Genomic DNA, 18,689 nt, shown 5'->3' with positions numbered 1-18,689 from the left:
TCAGTGACCTCAGGGCGAGGCACCTCGCGTTGTGTAAGCTGCCCGAAACCGGGGTCAGAGCGCGCTTTCCCGGCCCAAGCTCATGCGCTTACCCGTTGGGACGGCTCGTTTGGATAAACGACGCTGCTCCTTCCGCAGAGCGAAGAATCGCATATGCTCCCCCCACTGGATCTCCCCGGCGTCGCCCAGCATATCGTGCAGCGGGGAAATGGCCGGCAGCCATGCTTCTTTACCGACATCGACCGGACACCCTACCTGCAGGATCTGCACGAACTTTCGCTCAAGCTCAGAATTGCCGTGCATGCCTATGTGTCGATGACCAACCATGTGCACTTGCTGCTCACCAGCCAGCAAGCCGGAACGATGCCAACGCCGATGCAGTCGCTCGGCCGCTGCTATGTGCGCTATATCAACAGTCAATACCGTCGCACCGGCACCTTGTGGAAAGGCCGCTACAAATCGTGCACCGTGCAGGATGAAGTCTATTTGCTCCGCTGCTACCGCTACATCGAACTCAACCCGGTGCGCGCCGGCATGGCGGCCGATCCGGCGGACTATCCGTGGTCGAGCCATTCCTGCAACGGACTCGGCCAGGCCAACTCGCTGGCGCAACCACATAGGAGCTATCTAGCAATTGCCCCAACCGGCGAACGGGCAGATCATTATCGCCGCTTCGTTCTGGATGCAATTAAACCTGACGAGACAGCTGCCATCCGTCTCAATCTACAGCGCCAACATGCGCTGGGCAACAACCGCTTTCGTGCTGTCATTGAGTACCAGCCTGGCCATCGTGCCGGACCCGCTGCACGAATGGGAAGGCCGCCGAAGGTCAGACTGACAGGAGAGGGAAGTGCACTCTGCCCCCCGCTTTTGCCGACGATCAAACAGCTTCAGAATCTCCGCCAGCAGCCGCTATCGCTACCTCAAGTCACGACGAGGCAAGAATGGAACTCCTACCCAAGCTTTTTCTGCTGACCGCACTTTTCGCTGCGGCTTGTCCAGCGGCGGCCACAACCGACGACGACGAGGACGAACAGGCACGGGTCAACCCTGACAACCAGGCGCGGATCCGCTTTTTCGGGCAGGCCGCGATTGGCCTGGAGTTCTATCGCAACACCATGTGCTATGGCGGTGATGCTGAAAGCGAAACGCCCTCCAGCAGCGGCTTCGGCGGGGCTTTCGGCAGCAAGAAGAACATTTCCCTGGGAATGCCGGTCACCCCCAATGTCACCAACCTCAAACAGCGCAACGGCATCCTGGCCAAGGCGTTCTATCGCGAATACGCCATCACCGCAGGCGAGCCCATCGCCATCCACGCCTCGTATTATGAAACCACGGGGCCAAGCGGCATTTCGCTCGGCTGCAAGGATTTCGGCGTGTCCTTCGTCCCCGAAAAAGGCCAAGACTACGAGGTCGCCCTGGATCTCTCGCGCCAGTACTGCCATCTCACCATCTCCAGGATCAGCGAAACCAGCGACGGCGTAGCGCTGGCTCCGGTCGAATCCAAAGACGCGCAGGAATGTAGCGACGAATAGGGCTGCTCTGCTGCCGGGTGTGCCAACTGGCCCTGCGCGAACGCCGGCATTGGTTTCCGGGAAACCTCAGGCTCCGACCTCCGTTTCCGCACTCCTAATAGCACCGCGATCGACCAGCCTCCCTACATGGCACTGGGCAGCGGGCGCGCCGGCAGCAAGCTCAAGGCCAGGCGCAGGTCCGCCGCGCTGCTACCGAGCTGGGTGACCAGACGGGCGCTGTCAGGATCGTAGGCGGCCGTCAGCGACAGCAACGGTAGTGCGTCGCGAGGCGCATAGGCGCTGCCGACCACATGGCCCGCTTCGCCGTTGCGCGAGCGGGCCTTGTCGAAGGCGACGTCGCTGCCGACGAATTCGGCATGCGTTTTGTCGCCGCGGAGGTAGGGCAGCAGCCATTGCACGCTGTGCGCGAGCGAGGCGCCATTGCGCGCCTGCCATTGATACAGGTCGTCGCCACGCTCGGAGAACGCCAAGGCGAGCGTCACCAGGGGGCGCAGGTCATAGACATGGTAGGACAGCGCATCGCGCTCGATGAAGTCGATGCTCTGGCCGTCCGGTCGCAGGTTGTCGCCGATCTGTTGCTTGAATCCATCCCTGGCATAGGCGATCAATGTGTCGTCGTCCAGCGCGATGCCGATCAGGCCGACGGTCTTCAGGCGATGGCTATGCCAGTTGTTGGTGGCGGTCTTGCGCTTGATATCGCGCGACGCGATCTCGGCGCGCGCAATGCGCCGCAGCCAGTCGTCGACGTCATGGCGGTTGCCGGTCGGCAGTGACTTCCTGACGATGCGGTAGGCAAAGATCGCCGGCTCAAGGCCGGTCTCGTCGATGGGTTGACCGGTCGGCTGGTTCACTGCGGCCCATCGGCCGAGATAGTCGCCGACTTTCGTCGCATAGCGCTCCTCGCCGGTCAGGGCATAGGCCACGGCCAGCGCCTGGATCTTGCGCATGTCGCCCAGGCTCGCTTCGGTGCTTGCCTTGACGGGGTCGCCTTTCAGTCGGCCGGCGGTGCTCAGCACGGCGATAGGGTGCGCGGTGTCGTGCAGCGCCGCGTCAGCCAGGCGCAGTTGCGCGGTAGCCGCGTCGCTGCCGGTTCCGAACTGGCGCCATTGCTGCTCGGTCGGCCAAAGTCGCTGCATGGCAGAAGCTGGAGCGCATGTGGACAGGGCAAGGACGGCGATGGCGAGGTTTGCTCGAAGCCTGGCGAAAGACATGGGCACTCCGTGCGGGCGCGGCGATTCACGAGGTGGACGAATCTATGCCGCGCGGCATGAACCGGGCGTGGCTTCAGGCAAGAGGGTGGGAGGCAGCGACCATCGCTGCATCTACCAGGCAATGCGCCGCAACCTGGCGACAAGATGGTGTTGCATGCGCTGCCTGCATGGCAGGGTGAGAGGGAAATCCCAGCTGATGCCACATGCCGGGCTATCCTAGCCACCCCTGCTGCTGGCTTTCCACGATGACGACCGATGCGTCACAACCCCTTGTTCTCTCCGCCGTCGAAGCCCGCGCGCTGGGCTGCCTGATCGAAAAAGAAGCCACCACGCCGGATGCGTATCCGCTCACGGTCAATGCGACGGTGGTGGCCGCCAACCAGAAGACCTCGCGCGAGCCGGTGATGTCGCTGAGTCCGGGCGATGTGCAGCATGCGCTGCGCCAGTTGGAAGGGCGGGGAATTGCGCGGCAGCAGTTCTCTTCGCGCGCGGTGCGCTACGAGCATCGGCTGGCGGCGGCGTTGGATCTTACCCAGCAGCAGGTGATCCTGATCGGGCTGCTGTTGCTGCGCGGCCCGCAGACGGCGAACGAGCTGCTGGCACGGGCCGAGCGCATGGCGCGGTTCGCCGATGCCGAGGACGTGCGGCACCAGCTGGAGCGCCTGGCGCAGCGCCAGTTGGCGGTGCAGCTGCCGCGCGCCAGCGGCCAGCGCGAGGATCGCTACATGCATCTGCTCGGTGGGCCTATCGATGCCGAAGCGTTGGCGGCGACTTTCAAGGCGCGCCCCGCGGCGTCCGGCAACGACGAACTGGAGACGCGGATGCAGGCATTGGAGGCCGAGGTGGCGGAGCTGCGCGAGATCGTCGCCGCATTGCAGGCGCAGAGCGGTACGGCATAGCGACGTTTTCACGCAGGAGGCTGTCGCGGCAATGCGCTCGCGCGCGTCGCTAGCGTGTCTTCGGCATCATGGTCGCGTTCAGCGACTCGCCGAAGGCGATGCCGCGAGTGGTTTCTTCCATTCGTTCGGTGACGCCGGACGCTCGGATCTTGCAGTCTCCACTGCCGCTGACGCGTACGGCTGTCACGCCACCGGCTGCATCGATCCTCATTCGATCTCCATCTGCGGAATCAACATCAGCAGATCGGTCACGCCCACCTCCGCGCCGGCCTGGCTGAGCAAGGTGGTGGTCTGGCCGCGATGGTGGGTCTGGTGATTGAAGAAGTGCAGCAACACATCGCCGAAGCGCCGGCGATGGGCGTCGCCGCGGGTGTTGCGGTAGTGCAGCGTGATGTCCAGGTCCGCGGCGCTTACCTGCGCCATCCAGGTGGCGATGGTGGCGTCCAGCACCTGGCGCTGGGTCGATAGCGCAGCCAGGGTCGTTGCCTGTACTGCGTCCAGCGCCACGGGAATCGGAGCGGCGGCGATCGCGGTCAGTGCCGGGTACTGCGCCGGATGCTTGGCGAAACGCTGCAGCCAGATCGTATCGGCCACCACCAGGTGGTTGAGCGTGCCCAGCAGCGAGCCGAAGAAAGCACCACGCGGCTGTGCGATGGCCTGTTCCGGCAGGGTCGCTGCGGCCGCATACAGGCGCTCGTTCATCCATTGGTTGTAGCGCGCCAGCAACTGCAGCGATTCCAGGGTATCCACGGTTCAAGCCTCCGGTCGTTCGTTCGAGGCAGACAGGTCGCGTGCGTACAGCTCGACCTCGTGCGCATCCGCGGCGATCCGCATGCGGCCCTGCGAGGCGAAGCCCAGCGCCTCCAGCAGCCGCGTCGAGCGCGCGTTGTCCGGTGCCACGATTGCGCACAGGCGCGGCAGCGCCAGGGTGTGTTGCGCGTACGCCAGCACAGCGCGAGCGGCTTCGCTGGCGTAGCCATGGCCTTCGTAAGACCGCAACAGGGCATAGCCCAGGTCCGGGCAGGGTAGGGTGGGGCGCAACACCAGGCCGGCCACGCCGAGCCAGGCGCCGTCGTCGCGGCGTTCCGCGGCATACAGGCCAAAGCCGTTCTGGGCGTAGCTGAGCACCGCGCCGTCGGCGAGGTAGCGGCGCGCTTGGGCTTCGTCGCGCACGCCGCGGTCGCCGATATGGGCCAGGAAGCCGGGGTCGTTGAGCAACGCCAGCATCGCGGCGGCGTCGCGGTCCGGCTCCAGCAAGCGCAGGCGAAGGCGCGCGGTTTCGATCACGGTGGACACTGCACGTCCTTGCACGGATGGCGGATCGCGCCAGCGTGGCGCGGCGTGTGCGGATTGGCAAGCTGCGGAGGGGCGCGGGACACGCGGCGCTTGTACGGCTTCGCCGCGCGAAGGAAGACGTCGTCTGCTGCCCGTCGGCCCCATGGCGCACTGCCAAGCGCCGCCGATGCGTAGGCAGCGGCAAGTGCGGCCCTACCAGCGCCGGGCAGGAATGGCATCCGGCAGCGCACGCGGCCCAGGCGCGTGTCCCAGACCACACTGCAGTGGCGCGGAACGCACCACCCACGTGGTTGCCGACGCCACACAAGACCACGGCAACAACGCCCCGCCAGCCGCTTACGCGACCTTGCCGGCAGATGCAAGCAAACGCCTAGTTAACAGCTTCACACGGTGTGTCGGTATTCTGGCGCCCATGCGATCCATCCCCCGCCTCGCCCTGCTCTTGTCCTTGCTGTCGCTGGCCGGCCTCGTCCAGGCGCGCGGCACGATTGAAAAAGTCCAGATACAAGGCCTGGACAAGGACGACGACGCGGCGATGATCGAGAACATCGAAGTCTCGCTGTCGCTGTACCAGACCATCGGCAAGGTCCAGGGCGAATCGCGCCTGGAATACCTGCTGAGCCAGGCCGAGCGGCAGACCCGGCAGGCGCTGGAGCCGTTCGGCTACTACACCCCGACCATCACCGTCGATGCGCCGCGCAACGACGACAAGCTGATCGTCACCCTGCACGTGGACAAGGGCGAGCCGGTGCGGGTGCGCAACTTCCATGTGGGCATCACCGGGCCGGCCGAGGACGACAGCTACCTGGGCGAGGACCTGCAGAAGTTCCATCCCAAGGCCGACGAGGTCTTCGACCACACCACCTACGAGACCAGCAAGGTCGCCATCACCCGGCGCCTGGCCGAGCGCGGCTACTTCGATGCCGACTTCACCCAGCGCCGGGTCGAGGTGACCCGCGCCGACCATGCCGCCGACATCGACCTGAGCTGGGACAGCGGCCGCCGCTACAACATGGGCGCGATCCGCTTCCACCAGGACTATTTCAATCAGGACCTGTTCGATCCGCTGGTGTACTGGGACGAAGGCAGTTACTACCACGAAGGCAAGCTGGACCGGCTGCGCGAGTCGCTGGTCAAGCTCGACTATTTCAGCACCGTCGACATCCAGCCCAAGCCCGAAGAGGCCGACGCCGACGGCAATGTGCCGGTCGACGTGAACCTGACCCGCGCCAAGCGCAGCATCTACACCAGCGGCATCAGCTACGGCAGCGAGAGCGGCGCCGGCGTGCGCCTGGGCGTGGACCGCCGCTACGTCAACGCGCGCGGGCACAAGCTCAGCACCCAGTTGGACTATGCGCAGAAGCGCAAGAGCCTGATCACCAGCTACCGGGTGCCGGCGTTCCGCTGGCTCGACGGCTGGTACACCGCCTCGATGCGCGCCTACGACGAGCAGACCGACTACATCGACCTGCGCAACCTCAAGCTCACCGGCAGCCGCAGCGGCGAGATCAACGAGCACTGGACCGCGATCGCCTCGCTCAATGCGCTGCGCGAGCGCTGGCGCTACGCCACCGACGAGGTGTTCGACAACGCGCTGTATCAGTACTCCACGCTGGTCTATCCGCAGATCGAAGCCGACTACGTGGGCGTGGACGACAAGGCATTCCCGCGCAAGGGCTTCAGCGGCAACCTCAGCCTGCGCGCCGGCGCCGAAGGGCTGGGCTCGGACGCCAGCTTCACCCAGGCGCACATGCGCCTGAGCTGGTTCCAGGGACTGGGCGACAACAGCCGCCTGCTCCTGCGCGGCGAAGCCGGCAGTACCTGGACCAACGCGCTGGTGGCGATGCCGCCGAGCCTGCGTTTCTTCGCCGGCGGCGACAACAGCATTCGCGGCTACGCATTCCGCGAGGTCGGCCCGCGTACCGCCAAGCCTGACCGCTTCGCGCTCGGCGCCAAGCACGTGCTCACCGGCAGCGCCGAATACGAGCATTACTTCAAGGGCGGGCCGTGGGGCGGCGCGGTGTTCGTCGACAGCGGCAGCGCCTTCGACGATACCCCCGACTGGCACACCGGCGTCGGCTTCGGCGTGCGCTGGCGCTCGCCGGTGGGGCCGGTGCGGGTGGACATCGCGCATGGCCTGAACGATCCCGACTCGCAGTTCCAGCTCTATCTCAACATCGGAGCCAACCTGTGAGCGCGACCGGCCCCGCCACGCCTGCACCGCCGCCGCCGCGTCGCCCGCGCTTCTACCGGCGCAAGCGCTTCTGGTGGGGCTCGGCGCTGACCATCGCCGGGCTCGGCCTGCTGGCCTTGCTGGCGCTTTACTGGTTACTGCAAACGGTGGCCGGACGCGACGTGCTGCTGGCGCAGATCGTGGCGCGGCTGCCGGCCGGTTCCTCGCTGACCTGGGAGCGCGCCGAGGGTCCGTTGGCCGGCCCGTTGACCCTGTACAACCTGGATTTTCGCTACGACCAGATCCACTTCACCGCCGAGCGCGCCTACCTGGATCCGGACATCCGCCCGTTGCTCGGGCGTAAGCTGCAGCTCGACACGCTGCAGCTGAAGAACGCCACGCTCAACCTTGCCAAGAGCGACGAACCGTTCGAACTGCCGAGCTGGCCGCAGTCGCTGCCGCAGATCGAAGTGCCGCTGGCGCTGCAGGCCGATCGCATCCTGATCGACGGACTGCGCATCACCCAGGCGCAGCAGCCGATGATCGACATCCACACGCTGCGTGGCGGCATCGAAGTGGCCAATGGCGAATTCCGCGCCAGGCAGCTGGTGGTGAGCAGCGACCGCGGCGATTTCCGCGTCGATGGCGATTACGTGCCGGCGCAGGACTACAAGGCCAACCTCACCGCCAGCGCGGTGTTGCCGGCCGCGCGCGGGCGCACCCCGGCGCGGCTGGGCCTGGTCGCGCGCGGCAATCTGGACAAGATGGAAGTGGCGATCGCCGGCAATGCGCCGGCGCCGCTGCGTACCACGCTGGTGTTCATCGGCCGCACCGATCCCACCTGGCAGTTCGCCGCCAGCAGCAAGGCGCTGGACCCGTCGCTGTTCGTGCCGCCCGGCGACGCCGCGGCCCCCGCCAGCGAACCGATCGCGTTCGACCTGAGTGCGTCGGGCAAGGGCGGCGACGCCAAGCTGCAAGGCCAACTCGCCTACGGCGCGCAGAAGCTGACGCTGGACCCGTCCAACGTGCGCCTGGACAACCAGGTGCTCACCGTCGCGCCGCTGCAACTGCGCGCCTTCGACGGCCAGGCGCGGCTGCGCGGCACCGCCGATTTCCGCGATCCGGACAACGCGACCTTCCGTTTCTCGGTCAACGCCAGTGGGCTGAAGTTCGCCACCACGCCGGACCCGTCCACGCCGGACGCACCGGCGGTGCCGATCCAAGTGGTCGAAGCGAACTTTGGCCTGGCCGGCACGCTGAAGCAGTGGGCCACCTACGGCGAAGCCACCATCGCGCGCGGCAAGGACAGCGCGGGGCTGCAGCTGGATGTGCGCGGCGACGACCGGCAGGCGCAGATCGTGCAGCTGCAGGCGGCGATGCCGACAGGCACGCTCGATCTCGGCGGCGCGGTGGCGTGGGCGCCGGAACTGAGCTGGGACCTGAGCGGCCAGCTCGCCGGCTTCGATCCCGGCTATTTCGCACCGGGCTGGGACGGCAACCTGTCCGGCCAGTTCGCGTCCAAGGGCAAGCAATTGCCGGCGCATGCCGATGGCAGCGCCGCCGGCTACCAGGCCAGCCTCGACGTGCCGCACTTGAACGGCAAGCTGCGCAGCCGCCCGCTCGACGCCAACGGCAAGTTCGCGCTGCAGGGCGAGCAGGGCGAAGGCAAGCTGCAACTGGCGCTGGGCGACAGCCGCGTGCAGGCGCAGGGCAAGGTCGGCGACCAGCTGGACATCGATGCGCAACTGCAGCCGCTGCAACTGGCCGACCTGCTGCCCGGTGCCACCGGCAGCCTGCGCGGCAGCGTGCAGGTCAAGGGCCGCCGCGACGCGCCCGACCTCACCGCCGACCTCACCGGCAACGGCCTGAAGTGGGACAGCTACGGCGCCGACAGCGTCAGCCTGCGCGGGCGCCTGCCGTGGCGTGGCAGCGGCGGCGAACTGGCGCTGCGCGGCAGCGCGATCAGCGCCGGCGTGGTGCTGGAGACATTGCGCGTGGATGCGCGCGGCGCGGTGGAGAACCTGCAGCTCGATGCCGACACCCACAACGATATGGGCGCACTTGCTTTCGCCGGCCAGTTGCGCCGCGACGGCGCGCGCTGGCAGGGCGGCTTGAACACGCTGCGGGTGGCACCGGCCAAGGGCGAGCCGTGGCAACTGCGGCAACCGGCCACGTTCGCCATCGCCGGCAGCGCCTTTACGCTTTCCGATACCTGCCTCGGCGCGAGCGGCGGCGGCGCGTTGTGCTTGGCCGCGAACTGGCCCAAGCAGGGCCTGACCGTGCGCGGCGACGCGCTGCCGCTGTCGCTGGTGCAACCGTGGCTGCCGCCCAACAGCGGCCGCAAGATGTACCTGCGCGGCGAACTCACCCTCGACGGCAGTTTCAAGCCGGCCGGCAACGCCTGGCAGGGATCGCTGCGGCTGGCCTCGCCGGAAGGCGGCTTGCGCCTGGGCGACAACGCACGCGGCGAACTGGTGCGCTACGACCAGTTCAGTTTCGTCACCGACTTCACCGCCCAGCACATCCACTCCAAGCTCGGCGTCGGCTTCAAGGGCGACGGCTTCATCGACGCCACCGTCGATACCGGCTGGGATGCGTACGCGCCGCTCACCGGCGAGATCTACATGAACATGTCGCGGCTGTACTGGATGGAGCTGTTTTCGCCCGACCTGGTCCGGCCCAAGGGCCTGGTCGAAGGCCACGTCAGCCTGCGCGGCACGCGCTCGCAGCCGTCGATGGGCGGCAACGCCACGCTCAGCGACTTCACCGGCGAACTGCCGGCGCTGGGCCTGACCCTGAGCGAAGGCAAGGGCCGCTTCGACGCGCAGCCGGACGGCTCGGCGCGCATCGTCGCTTCGGTCAAATCCGGCGAAGGCACGCTCAACGTCGACGGCGGCCTGTCCTGGTACGGCGACACCACGCCGTTGCAGTTGAATATCCGCGGCACCAATGTGCTGGTGTCCAATACCGCCGAACTGCGCGCGGTGGCCAATCCGGACATGCAGTTCGGCATCGCCAACAAGACCATGAAATTGAACGGCCAAGTCACCGTGCCGTCGGCGGACATCGACCTTGAGCGGCTGGACCGCGGCACCTCGGTGTCCGAAGACGTAGTGGTGCTGGACCCGGCCGACCCGGAAGAAGCGCCGAGTTCGCCGCTGGAAATGGACCTGCGCGTGGTGCTCGGCGACCAGGTCAAGATGGCCGGCTTCGGCCTGAAGGGCGCACTGACCGGCGCCATGCAGGTACGCTCGCGCCAGGGCCGCGAGATGACCGCCACCGGCGGCCTGGACGTCAGCGGCCAGTACAAGGCCTACGGCCAGGACCTGACCATCACCCGTGGCCAGTTGACCTGGAGCAACAACATCGTCTCCGACCCGCGCATCAACATGCGCGCGCAACGCAAGGTCGGCGACGTCATCGCCGGCATCGACGTCACCGGCCGCGCCACCGCCCCGCGCGCCGACGTGTGGTCGGACCCGTCGATGTCGCAATCCGAAGCGATGTCGTACCTGGTACTCGGCCGCAGCCTCAGCAACGCCAGCAGCGACGAAGCCGACCAGGTAACCGCCGCGGCCAGCGCGTTGTCGGCGGGTAGCGGCATCCTCGCCTCGCAACTCGGCGCCAAGCTCGGTTTCGACGACGCCGGCGTCAGCCAATCGCGCACCCTCGGCGGCTCGGTGGTCGGCTTCGGCAAATATCTGTCGCCGAAGCTCTATGTCAGCTACGGCGTGTCGTTGGTTGGCAGCGGTTCGGTCTTGACCTTGAAATACCTGCTCGGCCGTGGTTTCGACGCGGAGGTGGAATCGAGCACGGTGGAGAATCGTGGGTCGCTCAATTGGCGGAAGGAGAAGTAGGCTTTCGTCTTTCATCTCTGAAAGCCTTCTTGCTCACGCGACGATGTCGCCGAAGCAGATCGTTGCGCCAGCTGCTGCCTGCGGACACAAAGTTCTCCAGCGCGCTACCACGATGACATCTTGTAAACTCGCCGGCCGGTAGCGGGCCTTGGGCACGACACTCGATCTGCAGGCCTGGATGGAAGTGCCGGGCCTTGCTGCACCTTTCCTACGTAGACATGGATGACACCGTGGACTTGATTTCTTCCTATTCGCGCTTCTATGCGCTCCCGCTTACCGAGCAGATCGTTGCGGCGATCACCTCCGATTTCGCCGCGCTGGATGTCCCCGATCTGGTCCGGGCGCATCTGGGCAACAATCCGCGGTACTTCGGCGGCATCGACAAGACGCTTTCCGGCTTCGTCGTGCTGGACGACGCGGGCGACAACTACACCCTGCTGGACCTGCGGGGAGGCGGCCAGGTGTGGTGGCAGGACCACGAGACCCGGCAGGTGGAGCCGCGTTTCGCCAGCCTGGCCGATTACCGGGCCTTCCGTGCGCGGATGTGGGAAAAAGAACTGGAGTTGGACGAGCTCGACGATTGGGAGGTGGGCGACGACAGGGAGGATGCGGAGGCGGAGTTGTTGCATGAGTACGCATGGACGCCCTCCCCACAGGACTTCGTCAGCGCCAATCTGCTTACGCGCTACCAATGGCTGATGCAGGCGCTCTCGCAGCCAGCCTGCGACGAGCAGGGCCATCCCTTGCAGGGCCCGGATGCGCTGGGTGCCGAGGCGTTCAACCACTATCTGAGCACCTTCCCCACCAAGGAAGACGAACAGCGCGAATTCGACACGGCGCTGCCTGCGATGCGCGGGGATGTGCATCTGGCCATCTACTGGCTGCTGCACACGCGCCTGCTCGGCCAGGATGCACGGCTTGCGCAGGTGCTGGAGCAGGTCGCCGGGGTGGAGACGCCATTGCTGCGCGCGTTCGTGGACACCTTCGGGGCGATGGCCGACGACGCGGACCTGCCGGTCGTTCCGGATTTCCGCCACCGCCGCGCACGCATGCTGGTCTGGGCGCAGATCGACACCAAGGCGCCGGTTGCGCAGCGGCTGCGGGCGCTTGCGGTATCGCCCAAGTCCGTCGGCGTGATGGTTCTGGATCATATCGACAGCGCGCTGGAACACGATCCCGACGCGCTGGACCCGGCCACCACCCTGCAGGCGCTGGATCGCATCAGCGACATCGATGCGCCGGCGACATGGGCCCTGCGTGCGCGCATGCAACTGCGCCTGGGCCAGGATGCGGGCGCGGCTGCGGACACCGCCACGCGGTTGCTCGCCGCGTCAACGACCGTGGATTGGCAGGTCATCACCATCCTCCTGAACCCGATTCACCAGGCCATCGGCGACGGTCATGCCCTGCTGGCCGTCGTACAGCCGCTGCTGGCATGGGACGACCTGATGCTGCGCGTGCTGGACCTGGCCGAGCACGCGCAACGGTTGCTTGGCGACGAGGAACCGTCGCTCAGTGCCGAGGCGCTGGCCCAGAACCGTCGCCTGGCCGAGGACCTGCTCACCATCTGGGATGCTCCCAGCTTCGCCGAGGGCGTCGCCCAGGCCGCACCGGCCACGCGCGATGCGATGGCGATGCGGCTGGCGCGCCGTCCGGACCTGGCGGACGACGATGATGAGCGGCGATGGGCGATCCGCCATCTGCTCGACAGCACGCTGCCGACGCGGCTCGCGCTGGTGCAGCGCGCCCTGCCGCAGCTGAGCGGCGCACTGCAGACGTCCCTGTTGCCGGAACTGTGCCGCAGCGTCACCGATGCCGGCGACGCGCTGGTCCCCATGCTGGTAGCGATGATCGGCGAGCCGCCGGCCGGCGACTATCTCGCCGAATTGGACGCCGATGAACGGGTCGACGCCATCCTTGCGGGCCTGCAGTGGTTCTGGGGCGACGCGCGCCTGTTCGAGCCGCTGATGACGCTGTTGCAGGACGCACCGGTGAAAAACGTGCTGACCGATCGGGTCGGCGAGGCCATCAAGCGCCTGCGGGAGGTGCTGGACACGGTCCAGCGCCAGCGTCTGTTCCACTGGGCCTTGGCCCGCGTGCAGGCCCGCGCGGCGGCGCTCGCGCCGGATGGCAGCGACGACTACCCGGCGAAGCGCGTGCTGGAAGCAATGACGTCGGCGGACATGGCCGACACGATCCGCATCGCGCTGGAAGACGCGTCCGCCGCGATGCAGCGTGGCGAACATGCGCACAAGGAAGTGCTCGATACGCTGTACGGGAGTCTGGGCTACATGGGCCCACAGGCACCAGGCAACACCGCCTACCTGTTCTCGCGCCTGTGGGACGAGAAGGGCTTCCCGCGTGGCCTGTGTTTTGCAGTGCACAAGTGCTGGACGCCGACATTGCATGCCCAGATCCTGCAGCGCCTGCGCGAGCAGCCGTCCAGCGCCGCGGCGGCCCTCTACTGCGCAAGTCATGGCTGGGAAAGCCGCCACAGCGAAACGCTGGACGTCGCCGAGCTGGTGCTGGCCTGGCCGCTGCCGGAGGACGCGGCCGAGCGCGGACTGCACAAATATGTGCTGCTGAAGGGCTGCGTTGCGGCCCTGTCGCTGAAGAAATACGCGCAGGTGCGCACCCTCTATCCGGCCGCGAGTGCGATCGACGCCACCGCCTATCAGGTGGGAGCGCACACCACTACCGTGTTCGATCCGTTCGCCGACAGCGATTTGCAGGCCAAGTTGCGCAATGCGCTGGATGGCAAGGGAGAGCAACAACAGACTGCGTTGCTGTCACGGCTGCAGAAAGCACGCGGCAAAGGCGTACCCGTCACCGGGCTTGCCCTGAAGGCACTGGGCGAGCTGGCCGGGGCCGACGCGGCCTTCCTGTGGTTCAGCCATCCCGACACCGGCGCCACGCTGTTCCAGGACGTGCGCGGGGGCGTGCACTACTTCGATGGCTACGGCCTGGCCACGCCGCCGTTCGAGGCGCACGCGGAGCAGGCCATCGGGTCGGACGTCTTCCACGACGCCGTGGATGTTTCCGCGCGACTGACCTTGTGGCGCGGCGAGGCGCTGTACGACTGGACCCGCCTCGGCGCGGCGATCAGTGCGGTACACGGCAAGGTGGGCCTCGGCCAGGTGCGCATCGCCATCCGCTGCGCTACGGCGGACGATGCGGCGGGCCTGCTGGACAGCATCGCTGCCCACCCGCCGCAGGGGTTCGTGGCCAGCGACCCCTGGTATCGGCCGGGCCATGGCGCAATCGCTCGCTCCCTGGCCGATCCGCGCCGGAAAAATCTCCACTCGCTGCGCCTGCGCTACAACGCATGGGACGACCCCAGCGACACTTGCCTGGTGGGCGCGCACGCCATTGCGGCGATGGACGCGCTGGAAGTGGACGCGCGCCGCGCCGGCGGTTACACCTGCAGCATCGAATACCTGGACGTCGACAAGCGACCGCAGGACCTGTCGTTGCTGGATGGATTGGAGTACCTGCGCCACCAGCAAGCCGACACGCTTGCCCAGGCCGTGGCGCAGACGCTGGAAGGCCTGGCCGGTTATCTGGCCGCCCATGCGCTGCAGCCGGCCGGCGCCGCGCTGGAGTCGCGTTGCGATGGCCCTGCTGCGCAGGCGGACATCGCGGCTCTGGCGCAAGCCCGCGCGCATCCCCTGCCCGATGCGCTGGTGGCGCTGTGGCAACAGCATGCCTCGATCGGCTGGCGCTATTCCGAGCAGGGCATGCGGTTGCTGTCACCGGCCGAAGTGCTGGCCGCCACGCCGGTGGCCTCACGGCAGCCGCTTGTGGTCGACGCGCAGGGCGCGCCGCAGTGGTTGTTGGGCGATACCGATGAGGTGTCCCGGCAGATAGTGCCGGCCGACATCGATGAAGGCGAAGACCTGGACGACATCTCGGCAGGCGATGCGCTGCGTCAAGCGCTGGTGGACACCCTGCTGGATGCCCTCGCGCGCGATATCGCCGACGCCGCCCTGCTCTGGCATGGGCAACGTGGCGACGCGCGGATCGAGCGCCTGCAGCTCGGCAACGCACGCAACCTGACCACCCTGCGCCTGGACCGCGATGCCGCCATCCTGGCGATTCGCAAGGGTCCGCGAAGCTACAAGGGCGATGTGTCGTTCAAGCATTTCGACACGCTTGCCGCAGCCGAGGCGGCATGGGCCAAGGCTCGCGCCACCGCGGAATCGGCCGGCCAGGTGCCCGAGTCGGCGAGCTGACCTTGTGCGGGGTCGACAGTTCCGGACCGGGCTCTGCTTCAGGTCCGGTGCTGGCGCGGCAAGGGTGTGCGCAGATTGCTACACGCGCAGTGGCCGGCTAAGGTTGGGACTCGACTTGTAGCGAATCAACTGCATGCCAGCACCCAGCACTCTCGCCGCCTCGCTCACCCTGGGCCTCGCCCTCACCGCGACCGCCCATGCCGACGAAGGCATGTGGATGCCGTCGCAGTTGCCGGAGCTGGCCAAGCCGTTGCGCGACGCTGGCTTTCGTGGGGACCCGCGCGATCTGGCGGCAGTGACGCAGCCGCCGTTGAGTGCGGTGGTGAAGGTCGGGGGCGGGACCGGGGCGTTCGTGTCCGACGAGGGCTTGTTGCTGACCAACCACCATGTGGCCTATGGGGTGATCCAGTACAACACCTCGGCCAAGGAGAACCTGATCGAGCATGGCTTCATCGCCAAGGATCGTGGCGACGAGCGCGCGGCCAATCCGGATTTCCGGGTGCTGGTGACGGTGGGTTTCGACAAGGTCACCGACGCCGTGCTGGGACCGGCCAAGGGCAAGACCGGGCGCGCGTATTTCGATGCCGTGGACGCGGCGAGCAAGCGCATCGTCGCCGATTGCGAGCGCGAAGGCGGGGTGCGCTGCAGCATCGCCAACATGTACTACGGCACCGACTTTTACCGGATCCGCCAGCTTGAGTTGCGCGATGTGCGCCTGGTGTATGCGCCGCCGCGGGCGATCGGCAACTACGGCGACGAGATCGACAATTTCATGTGGCCGCGGCACAGCGGCGATTTCACCTTGCTGCGCGCCTACGTCGGCAAGGACGGCAAGCCGGCCGACTACAGCGCCGACAACGTGCCGTACCAGCCGCCGGCGCACCTGCAGATCGCCACGCAGGGACCGAAGGCCGGGGACTACGCGATGCTGGCCGGGTATCCGGGTATCACCTACCGGCATCGCACCGCGGCGGAGTTCGACGAGCAGGTGAACGGGGCGTTGCCGCAGCGGGTGGCGGTGTTCGACCAGATGATCGCGGTGATCGAGGCGGCGGGCAGATCCGATGCGGAGGCACGCACACGCTATGCGGCGCAGCTGCAGTCGCTGAAAAACAATCGCAAGCGTGCGGCCGGTGAGTTGGAAGGGATGCAGCGCAGCGATGCGGTACGGCTGCGCGGCGAGGACGAACGCGGCATGCTCGCTGCCACGCATGGCGACGATGCGCGCGACATCGCCGCGCTGCAGTCGCTGCTGGCCGAGGCGTCGACGCTGCGCGAGCGCGATCTGCTGCTGACCTTGATCGGTACCCAGACCCAGCTGTTGCGTTCGGCGTTGACGCTGGAGCGGCTGCGGTTGGAGTGGGCCAAATCCGACGATCAGCGCGAAACCGGCTATCAACAGCGCGACCAGGCGCTGATCGAGGGCACACTGAAACAGGTGCAGCGGCGCTACTCGCCTGCGGTGGAAAAGGCGCTGTTGGGCGCGCTGCTGACCCGCTACCAGCAGTTGCCGGATGCGCAGCGCGTAGCGGAATTCGATGCGGCGTTCGGGCGCACGCCGGCGCAGTTGCAGCGGGCCTTGGACAAGCTCTATGCCGGGACCAGGCTGGGCGAGGAAGCCGAGCGCCTGTCGCGCTTCGCCGCCGCGCGCGCCGCCAAGCCGGTGGCGGCCGATCCGCTGACGACGTTGGCCGCGGCACTGGTGCCGGCGCAGCTGCGCCTGGAAGACGAGCGCAAGACGCGCGAGGGCGAGCAGTTGCGCCTGCGTCCGGCCTACATGCGTGCGCTGTTCGCCTGGCGCAAGCAGCAGGGGCGGGCGGTGTATCCGGATGCCAACAGCACGCTGCGGATCAGCTATGGCCGGGTCGAGCCGCTGGCGCCGCGCGATGCGGTGAGTTTCGCGCCGGTGACCACGGTGGCCGGCATCGTCGAGAAGAATACCGGGCAGGAACCGTTCGACGCGCCCAAGCCGCTGTTGGCTGCGATCGCCAAGGGCGACTTCGGCAGCACCGCCGATGCGCAGCTGAAGACGCAGCCGGTGAATTTCCTGACCAACCTGGATACGACCGGCGGCAATTCCGGATCGCCGGTGCTCAACGCGCGCGGCGAGCTGATCGGGTTGAACTTCGACAGCAACTGGGAGGCGGTCAGCGCCAGTTGGTGGTACGACCCGCGCTACAAGCGGGCGATCCATGTGGACATGCGCTATCTGCGCTGGCTGCTGGCCAAGGTGTATCCGGCGCCGCAGCTGCTGCAGGAACTGCGGTTGCCTGCGGAATGAGCAATGCCGTGCCCGTAAGGTATCGGGCTTGGTGCTCCGCATCGATGCCGACGGGCGGAGTGCGGCGCGTGGCATTCGGATGGAGCGGCATGCACTCGGGTGCGGCGCCATGCGCGGTGGTCCGTCGCCGACCAGACGGTTCCGTGGTGCGCGCATTACGATCCGCGTGTTTCGGCACGCATGCTGATCTGCACGCGTCGCAGGGTTCTTCGCGGGCGTCCCACTAGGCTGTGGCGATGTTGCCAACACCGCTACCGCGCACGTTCTACGCCCGCGACTCGCGCCTGGTGGCGCCAGAGTTGTTGAACAAGTTGCTGGTCACCGACGACGGCCGCTGCGGCCGTATCGTCGAGGTCGAGGCCTATTGCGGCGCCGAGGATCCGGCGGCGCATTCGTTCCGCGGCATGACCCCGCGCACGCAGGTGATGTTCGGGCCGCCCGGCCATCTGTATGTCTACTTCATCTACGGCATGCACTGGGCGCTCAACGCGGTGTGCGGCGGCGCGCCCGGCCATGCAGTGCTGATCCGTGCGCTGGCGCCGGTCGCAGGAATCGAGGCGATGCAGCTGGCACGCGGGGTGGGACGCATTGCCGATCTCACCCGTGGCCCCGGCCGGCTGGCCAAGGCGCTGGGTGCTTCGGGTGCGGACAATGGCCTGGATCTGACCCAGTCCAGCTCGCGCCTGTGGCTGGGCGAGGATGGCACGCCGCCGCCGGCCGATCCGGTGGCCACGCCGCGCATCGGCATCAGCAAGGCCACGGAGGCGTTGTGGCGCTGGTACGTGCCTGGCGATCCGAACGTGTCGGGGCCTGCGCTGCCGGGAGCGAAGCGCAGGGGCCATGCGCGGGGCCGATGAGGCGATTGCTGTTTCCTGATAGGAGCGGCCGCGACGAACGCAGTGATAATGCTGCCCTAACCCCAAGGCGTCGGGACTGAAGTCCCTCCCACAGTGCACCCAGCGAATTGCCTGTAAGCCCTTGCAGGAGGAGATTCGGCCGTGACGAACGCCAGCGATGATGTTGCCGTAACCGCAAGGCGTCGGGACTGAAGTCGCTCCCACAGTGCACCCAGCGAGTTGCCTGCAAGCACTTGCAGGAGGAGATACGGCTGTGACGAACGCCAGCGATGATGTTGCCGTAACCGCAAGGTGTCGGGACTGAAGTCGCTCCCACAGTGCACCCGGCACGTTGTACGCAAGACGGCG

The 18,689-nt window shown here is 67.2% G+C and carries 12 protein-coding genes; 8 read left to right on the top strand and 4 right to left on the bottom strand.

Annotation, left to right across the window (positions count from 1 at the left end):
• Positions 1-153 precede the first annotated feature (153 nt).
• Positions 154-975 (top strand): transposase, encoded by an 822-nt coding sequence (locus HEP73_RS21910; protein ID WP_255423603.1) that lies wholly within the window; start codon positions 154-156, stop codon positions 973-975.
• The gene (locus tag HEP73_RS21905; protein ID WP_185821556.1) at positions 945-1,535 is read left to right on the top strand and encodes a hypothetical protein; all 591 of its coding nucleotides are present in this window, start codon (positions 945-947) and stop codon (positions 1,533-1,535) included. The genes HEP73_RS21910 and HEP73_RS21905 overlap by 31 nt, the downstream gene beginning before the upstream one ends.
• Before the next feature lie 122 nt (positions 1,536-1,657).
• On the opposite strand, the gene HEP73_RS21900 is transcribed toward HEP73_RS21905, so the two are convergent.
• Positions 1,658-2,746, bottom strand: coding sequence for an alginate lyase family protein (locus HEP73_RS21900; protein WP_255423602.1), 1,089 nt, complete (start codon positions 2,744-2,746; stop codon positions 1,658-1,660).
• A gap of 245 nt (positions 2,747-2,991) precedes the next feature.
• Here HEP73_RS21900 and HEP73_RS21895 point away from each other — a divergent pair, with 245 nt between their 5' ends.
• Positions 2,992-3,645, top strand: a complete 654-nt coding sequence (locus HEP73_RS21895) for a YceH family protein (protein WP_185821555.1) — start codon at positions 2,992-2,994, stop codon at positions 3,643-3,645.
• A 49-nt stretch (positions 3,646-3,694) separates the two neighbouring features.
• Here the strand turns inward: HEP73_RS21895 and HEP73_RS21890 are convergent, their stop codons facing one another.
• From HEP73_RS21890 to HEP73_RS21880, 3 genes are read right to left on the bottom strand one after another with little or no spacing between them, the layout of a single operon-like run.
• Positions 3,695-3,856: a hypothetical protein gene (locus tag HEP73_RS21890; RefSeq protein ID WP_185821554.1), complete on the bottom strand. Its 162-nt coding sequence runs from the start codon at positions 3,854-3,856 to the stop codon at positions 3,695-3,697.
• Positions 3,853-4,395 carry a DinB family protein gene (locus HEP73_RS21885; RefSeq protein ID WP_185821553.1) on the bottom strand — a complete coding sequence of 181 codons (543 nt, stop codon included), beginning with the start codon at positions 4,393-4,395 and terminating at the stop codon, positions 3,853-3,855. The genes HEP73_RS21890 and HEP73_RS21885 overlap by 4 nt, the downstream gene beginning before the upstream one ends.
• 3 nt (positions 4,396-4,398) lie before the next feature.
• Positions 4,399-4,941, bottom strand: coding sequence for a GNAT family N-acetyltransferase (locus HEP73_RS21880; RefSeq protein WP_185821552.1), 543 nt, complete (start codon positions 4,939-4,941; stop codon positions 4,399-4,401).
• A gap of 412 nt (positions 4,942-5,353) precedes the next feature.
• Here HEP73_RS21880 and HEP73_RS21875 point away from each other — a divergent pair, with 412 nt between their 5' ends.
• The 5 genes from HEP73_RS21875 to HEP73_RS21855 all read left to right on the top strand — a co-directional run bounded on the left by HEP73_RS21875 (position 5,354) and on the right by HEP73_RS21855 (position 18,341).
• Positions 5,354-7,135, top strand: a complete 1,782-nt coding sequence (locus HEP73_RS21875; RefSeq protein ID WP_185821551.1) for an autotransporter assembly complex protein TamA — start codon at positions 5,354-5,356, stop codon at positions 7,133-7,135.
• Positions 7,132-10,971, top strand: coding sequence for a translocation/assembly module TamB domain-containing protein (locus HEP73_RS21870; protein WP_185821550.1), 3,840 nt, complete (start codon positions 7,132-7,134; stop codon positions 10,969-10,971). Before HEP73_RS21875 ends, HEP73_RS21870 begins: the two co-directional genes overlap by 4 nt.
• A 230-nt stretch (positions 10,972-11,201) precedes the next feature.
• Entirely contained in the window at positions 11,202-15,203 is a 4,002-nt protein-coding gene (locus HEP73_RS21865; RefSeq protein WP_185821549.1) for a hypothetical protein, read from the top strand.
• A gap of 133 nt (positions 15,204-15,336) precedes the next feature.
• Positions 15,337-17,484 carry a S46 family peptidase gene (locus HEP73_RS21860; RefSeq protein WP_185821548.1) on the top strand — a complete coding sequence of 716 codons (2,148 nt, stop codon included), beginning with the start codon at positions 15,337-15,339 and terminating at the stop codon, positions 17,482-17,484.
• 236 nt (positions 17,485-17,720) lie between these two features.
• A complete protein-coding gene (locus tag HEP73_RS21855; protein ID WP_185821547.1) occupies positions 17,721-18,341 on the top strand; it encodes a DNA-3-methyladenine glycosylase in 621 nt (206 codons plus the stop codon).
• Positions 18,342-18,689 lie beyond the last annotated feature (348 nt).

Origin of the sequence: Xanthomonas sp. GW, from assembly GCF_014236815.1 — a bacterium.
In the GTDB taxonomy this organism is placed as follows: Bacteria; Pseudomonadota; Gammaproteobacteria; order Xanthomonadales; family Xanthomonadaceae; genus Xanthomonas_A.
Note: the sequence above shows the minus strand (reverse complement) of the source record. Positions and strands in the feature narration are given on the sequence as shown.

Bases quoted from the DNA above. Each gene is read 5' to 3' on its own strand.
- HEP73_RS21910 (WP_255423603.1), top strand. From the start codon at position 154: ATGCTCCCCCCACTGGATCTCCCCGGCGTCGCCCAGCATATCGTGCAG.
- HEP73_RS21905 (WP_185821556.1), top strand. From the start codon at position 945: ATGGAACTCCTACCCAAGCTTTTTCTGCTGACCGCACTTTTCGCTGCG.
- HEP73_RS21900 (WP_255423602.1), bottom strand. From the start codon at position 2,746: ATGTCTTTCGCCAGGCTTCGAGCAAACCTCGCCATCGCCGTCCTTGCC.
- HEP73_RS21895 (WP_185821555.1), top strand. From the start codon at position 2,992: ATGACGACCGATGCGTCACAACCCCTTGTTCTCTCCGCCGTCGAAGCC.
- HEP73_RS21890 (WP_185821554.1), bottom strand. From the start codon at position 3,856: ATGAGGATCGATGCAGCCGGTGGCGTGACAGCCGTACGCGTCAGCGGC.
- HEP73_RS21875 (WP_185821551.1), top strand. From the start codon at position 5,354: ATGCGATCCATCCCCCGCCTCGCCCTGCTCTTGTCCTTGCTGTCGCTG.
- HEP73_RS21860 (WP_185821548.1), top strand. From the start codon at position 15,337: ATGCCAGCACCCAGCACTCTCGCCGCCTCGCTCACCCTGGGCCTCGCC.
- HEP73_RS21855 (WP_185821547.1), top strand. From the start codon at position 17,721: ATGTTGCCAACACCGCTACCGCGCACGTTCTACGCCCGCGACTCGCGC.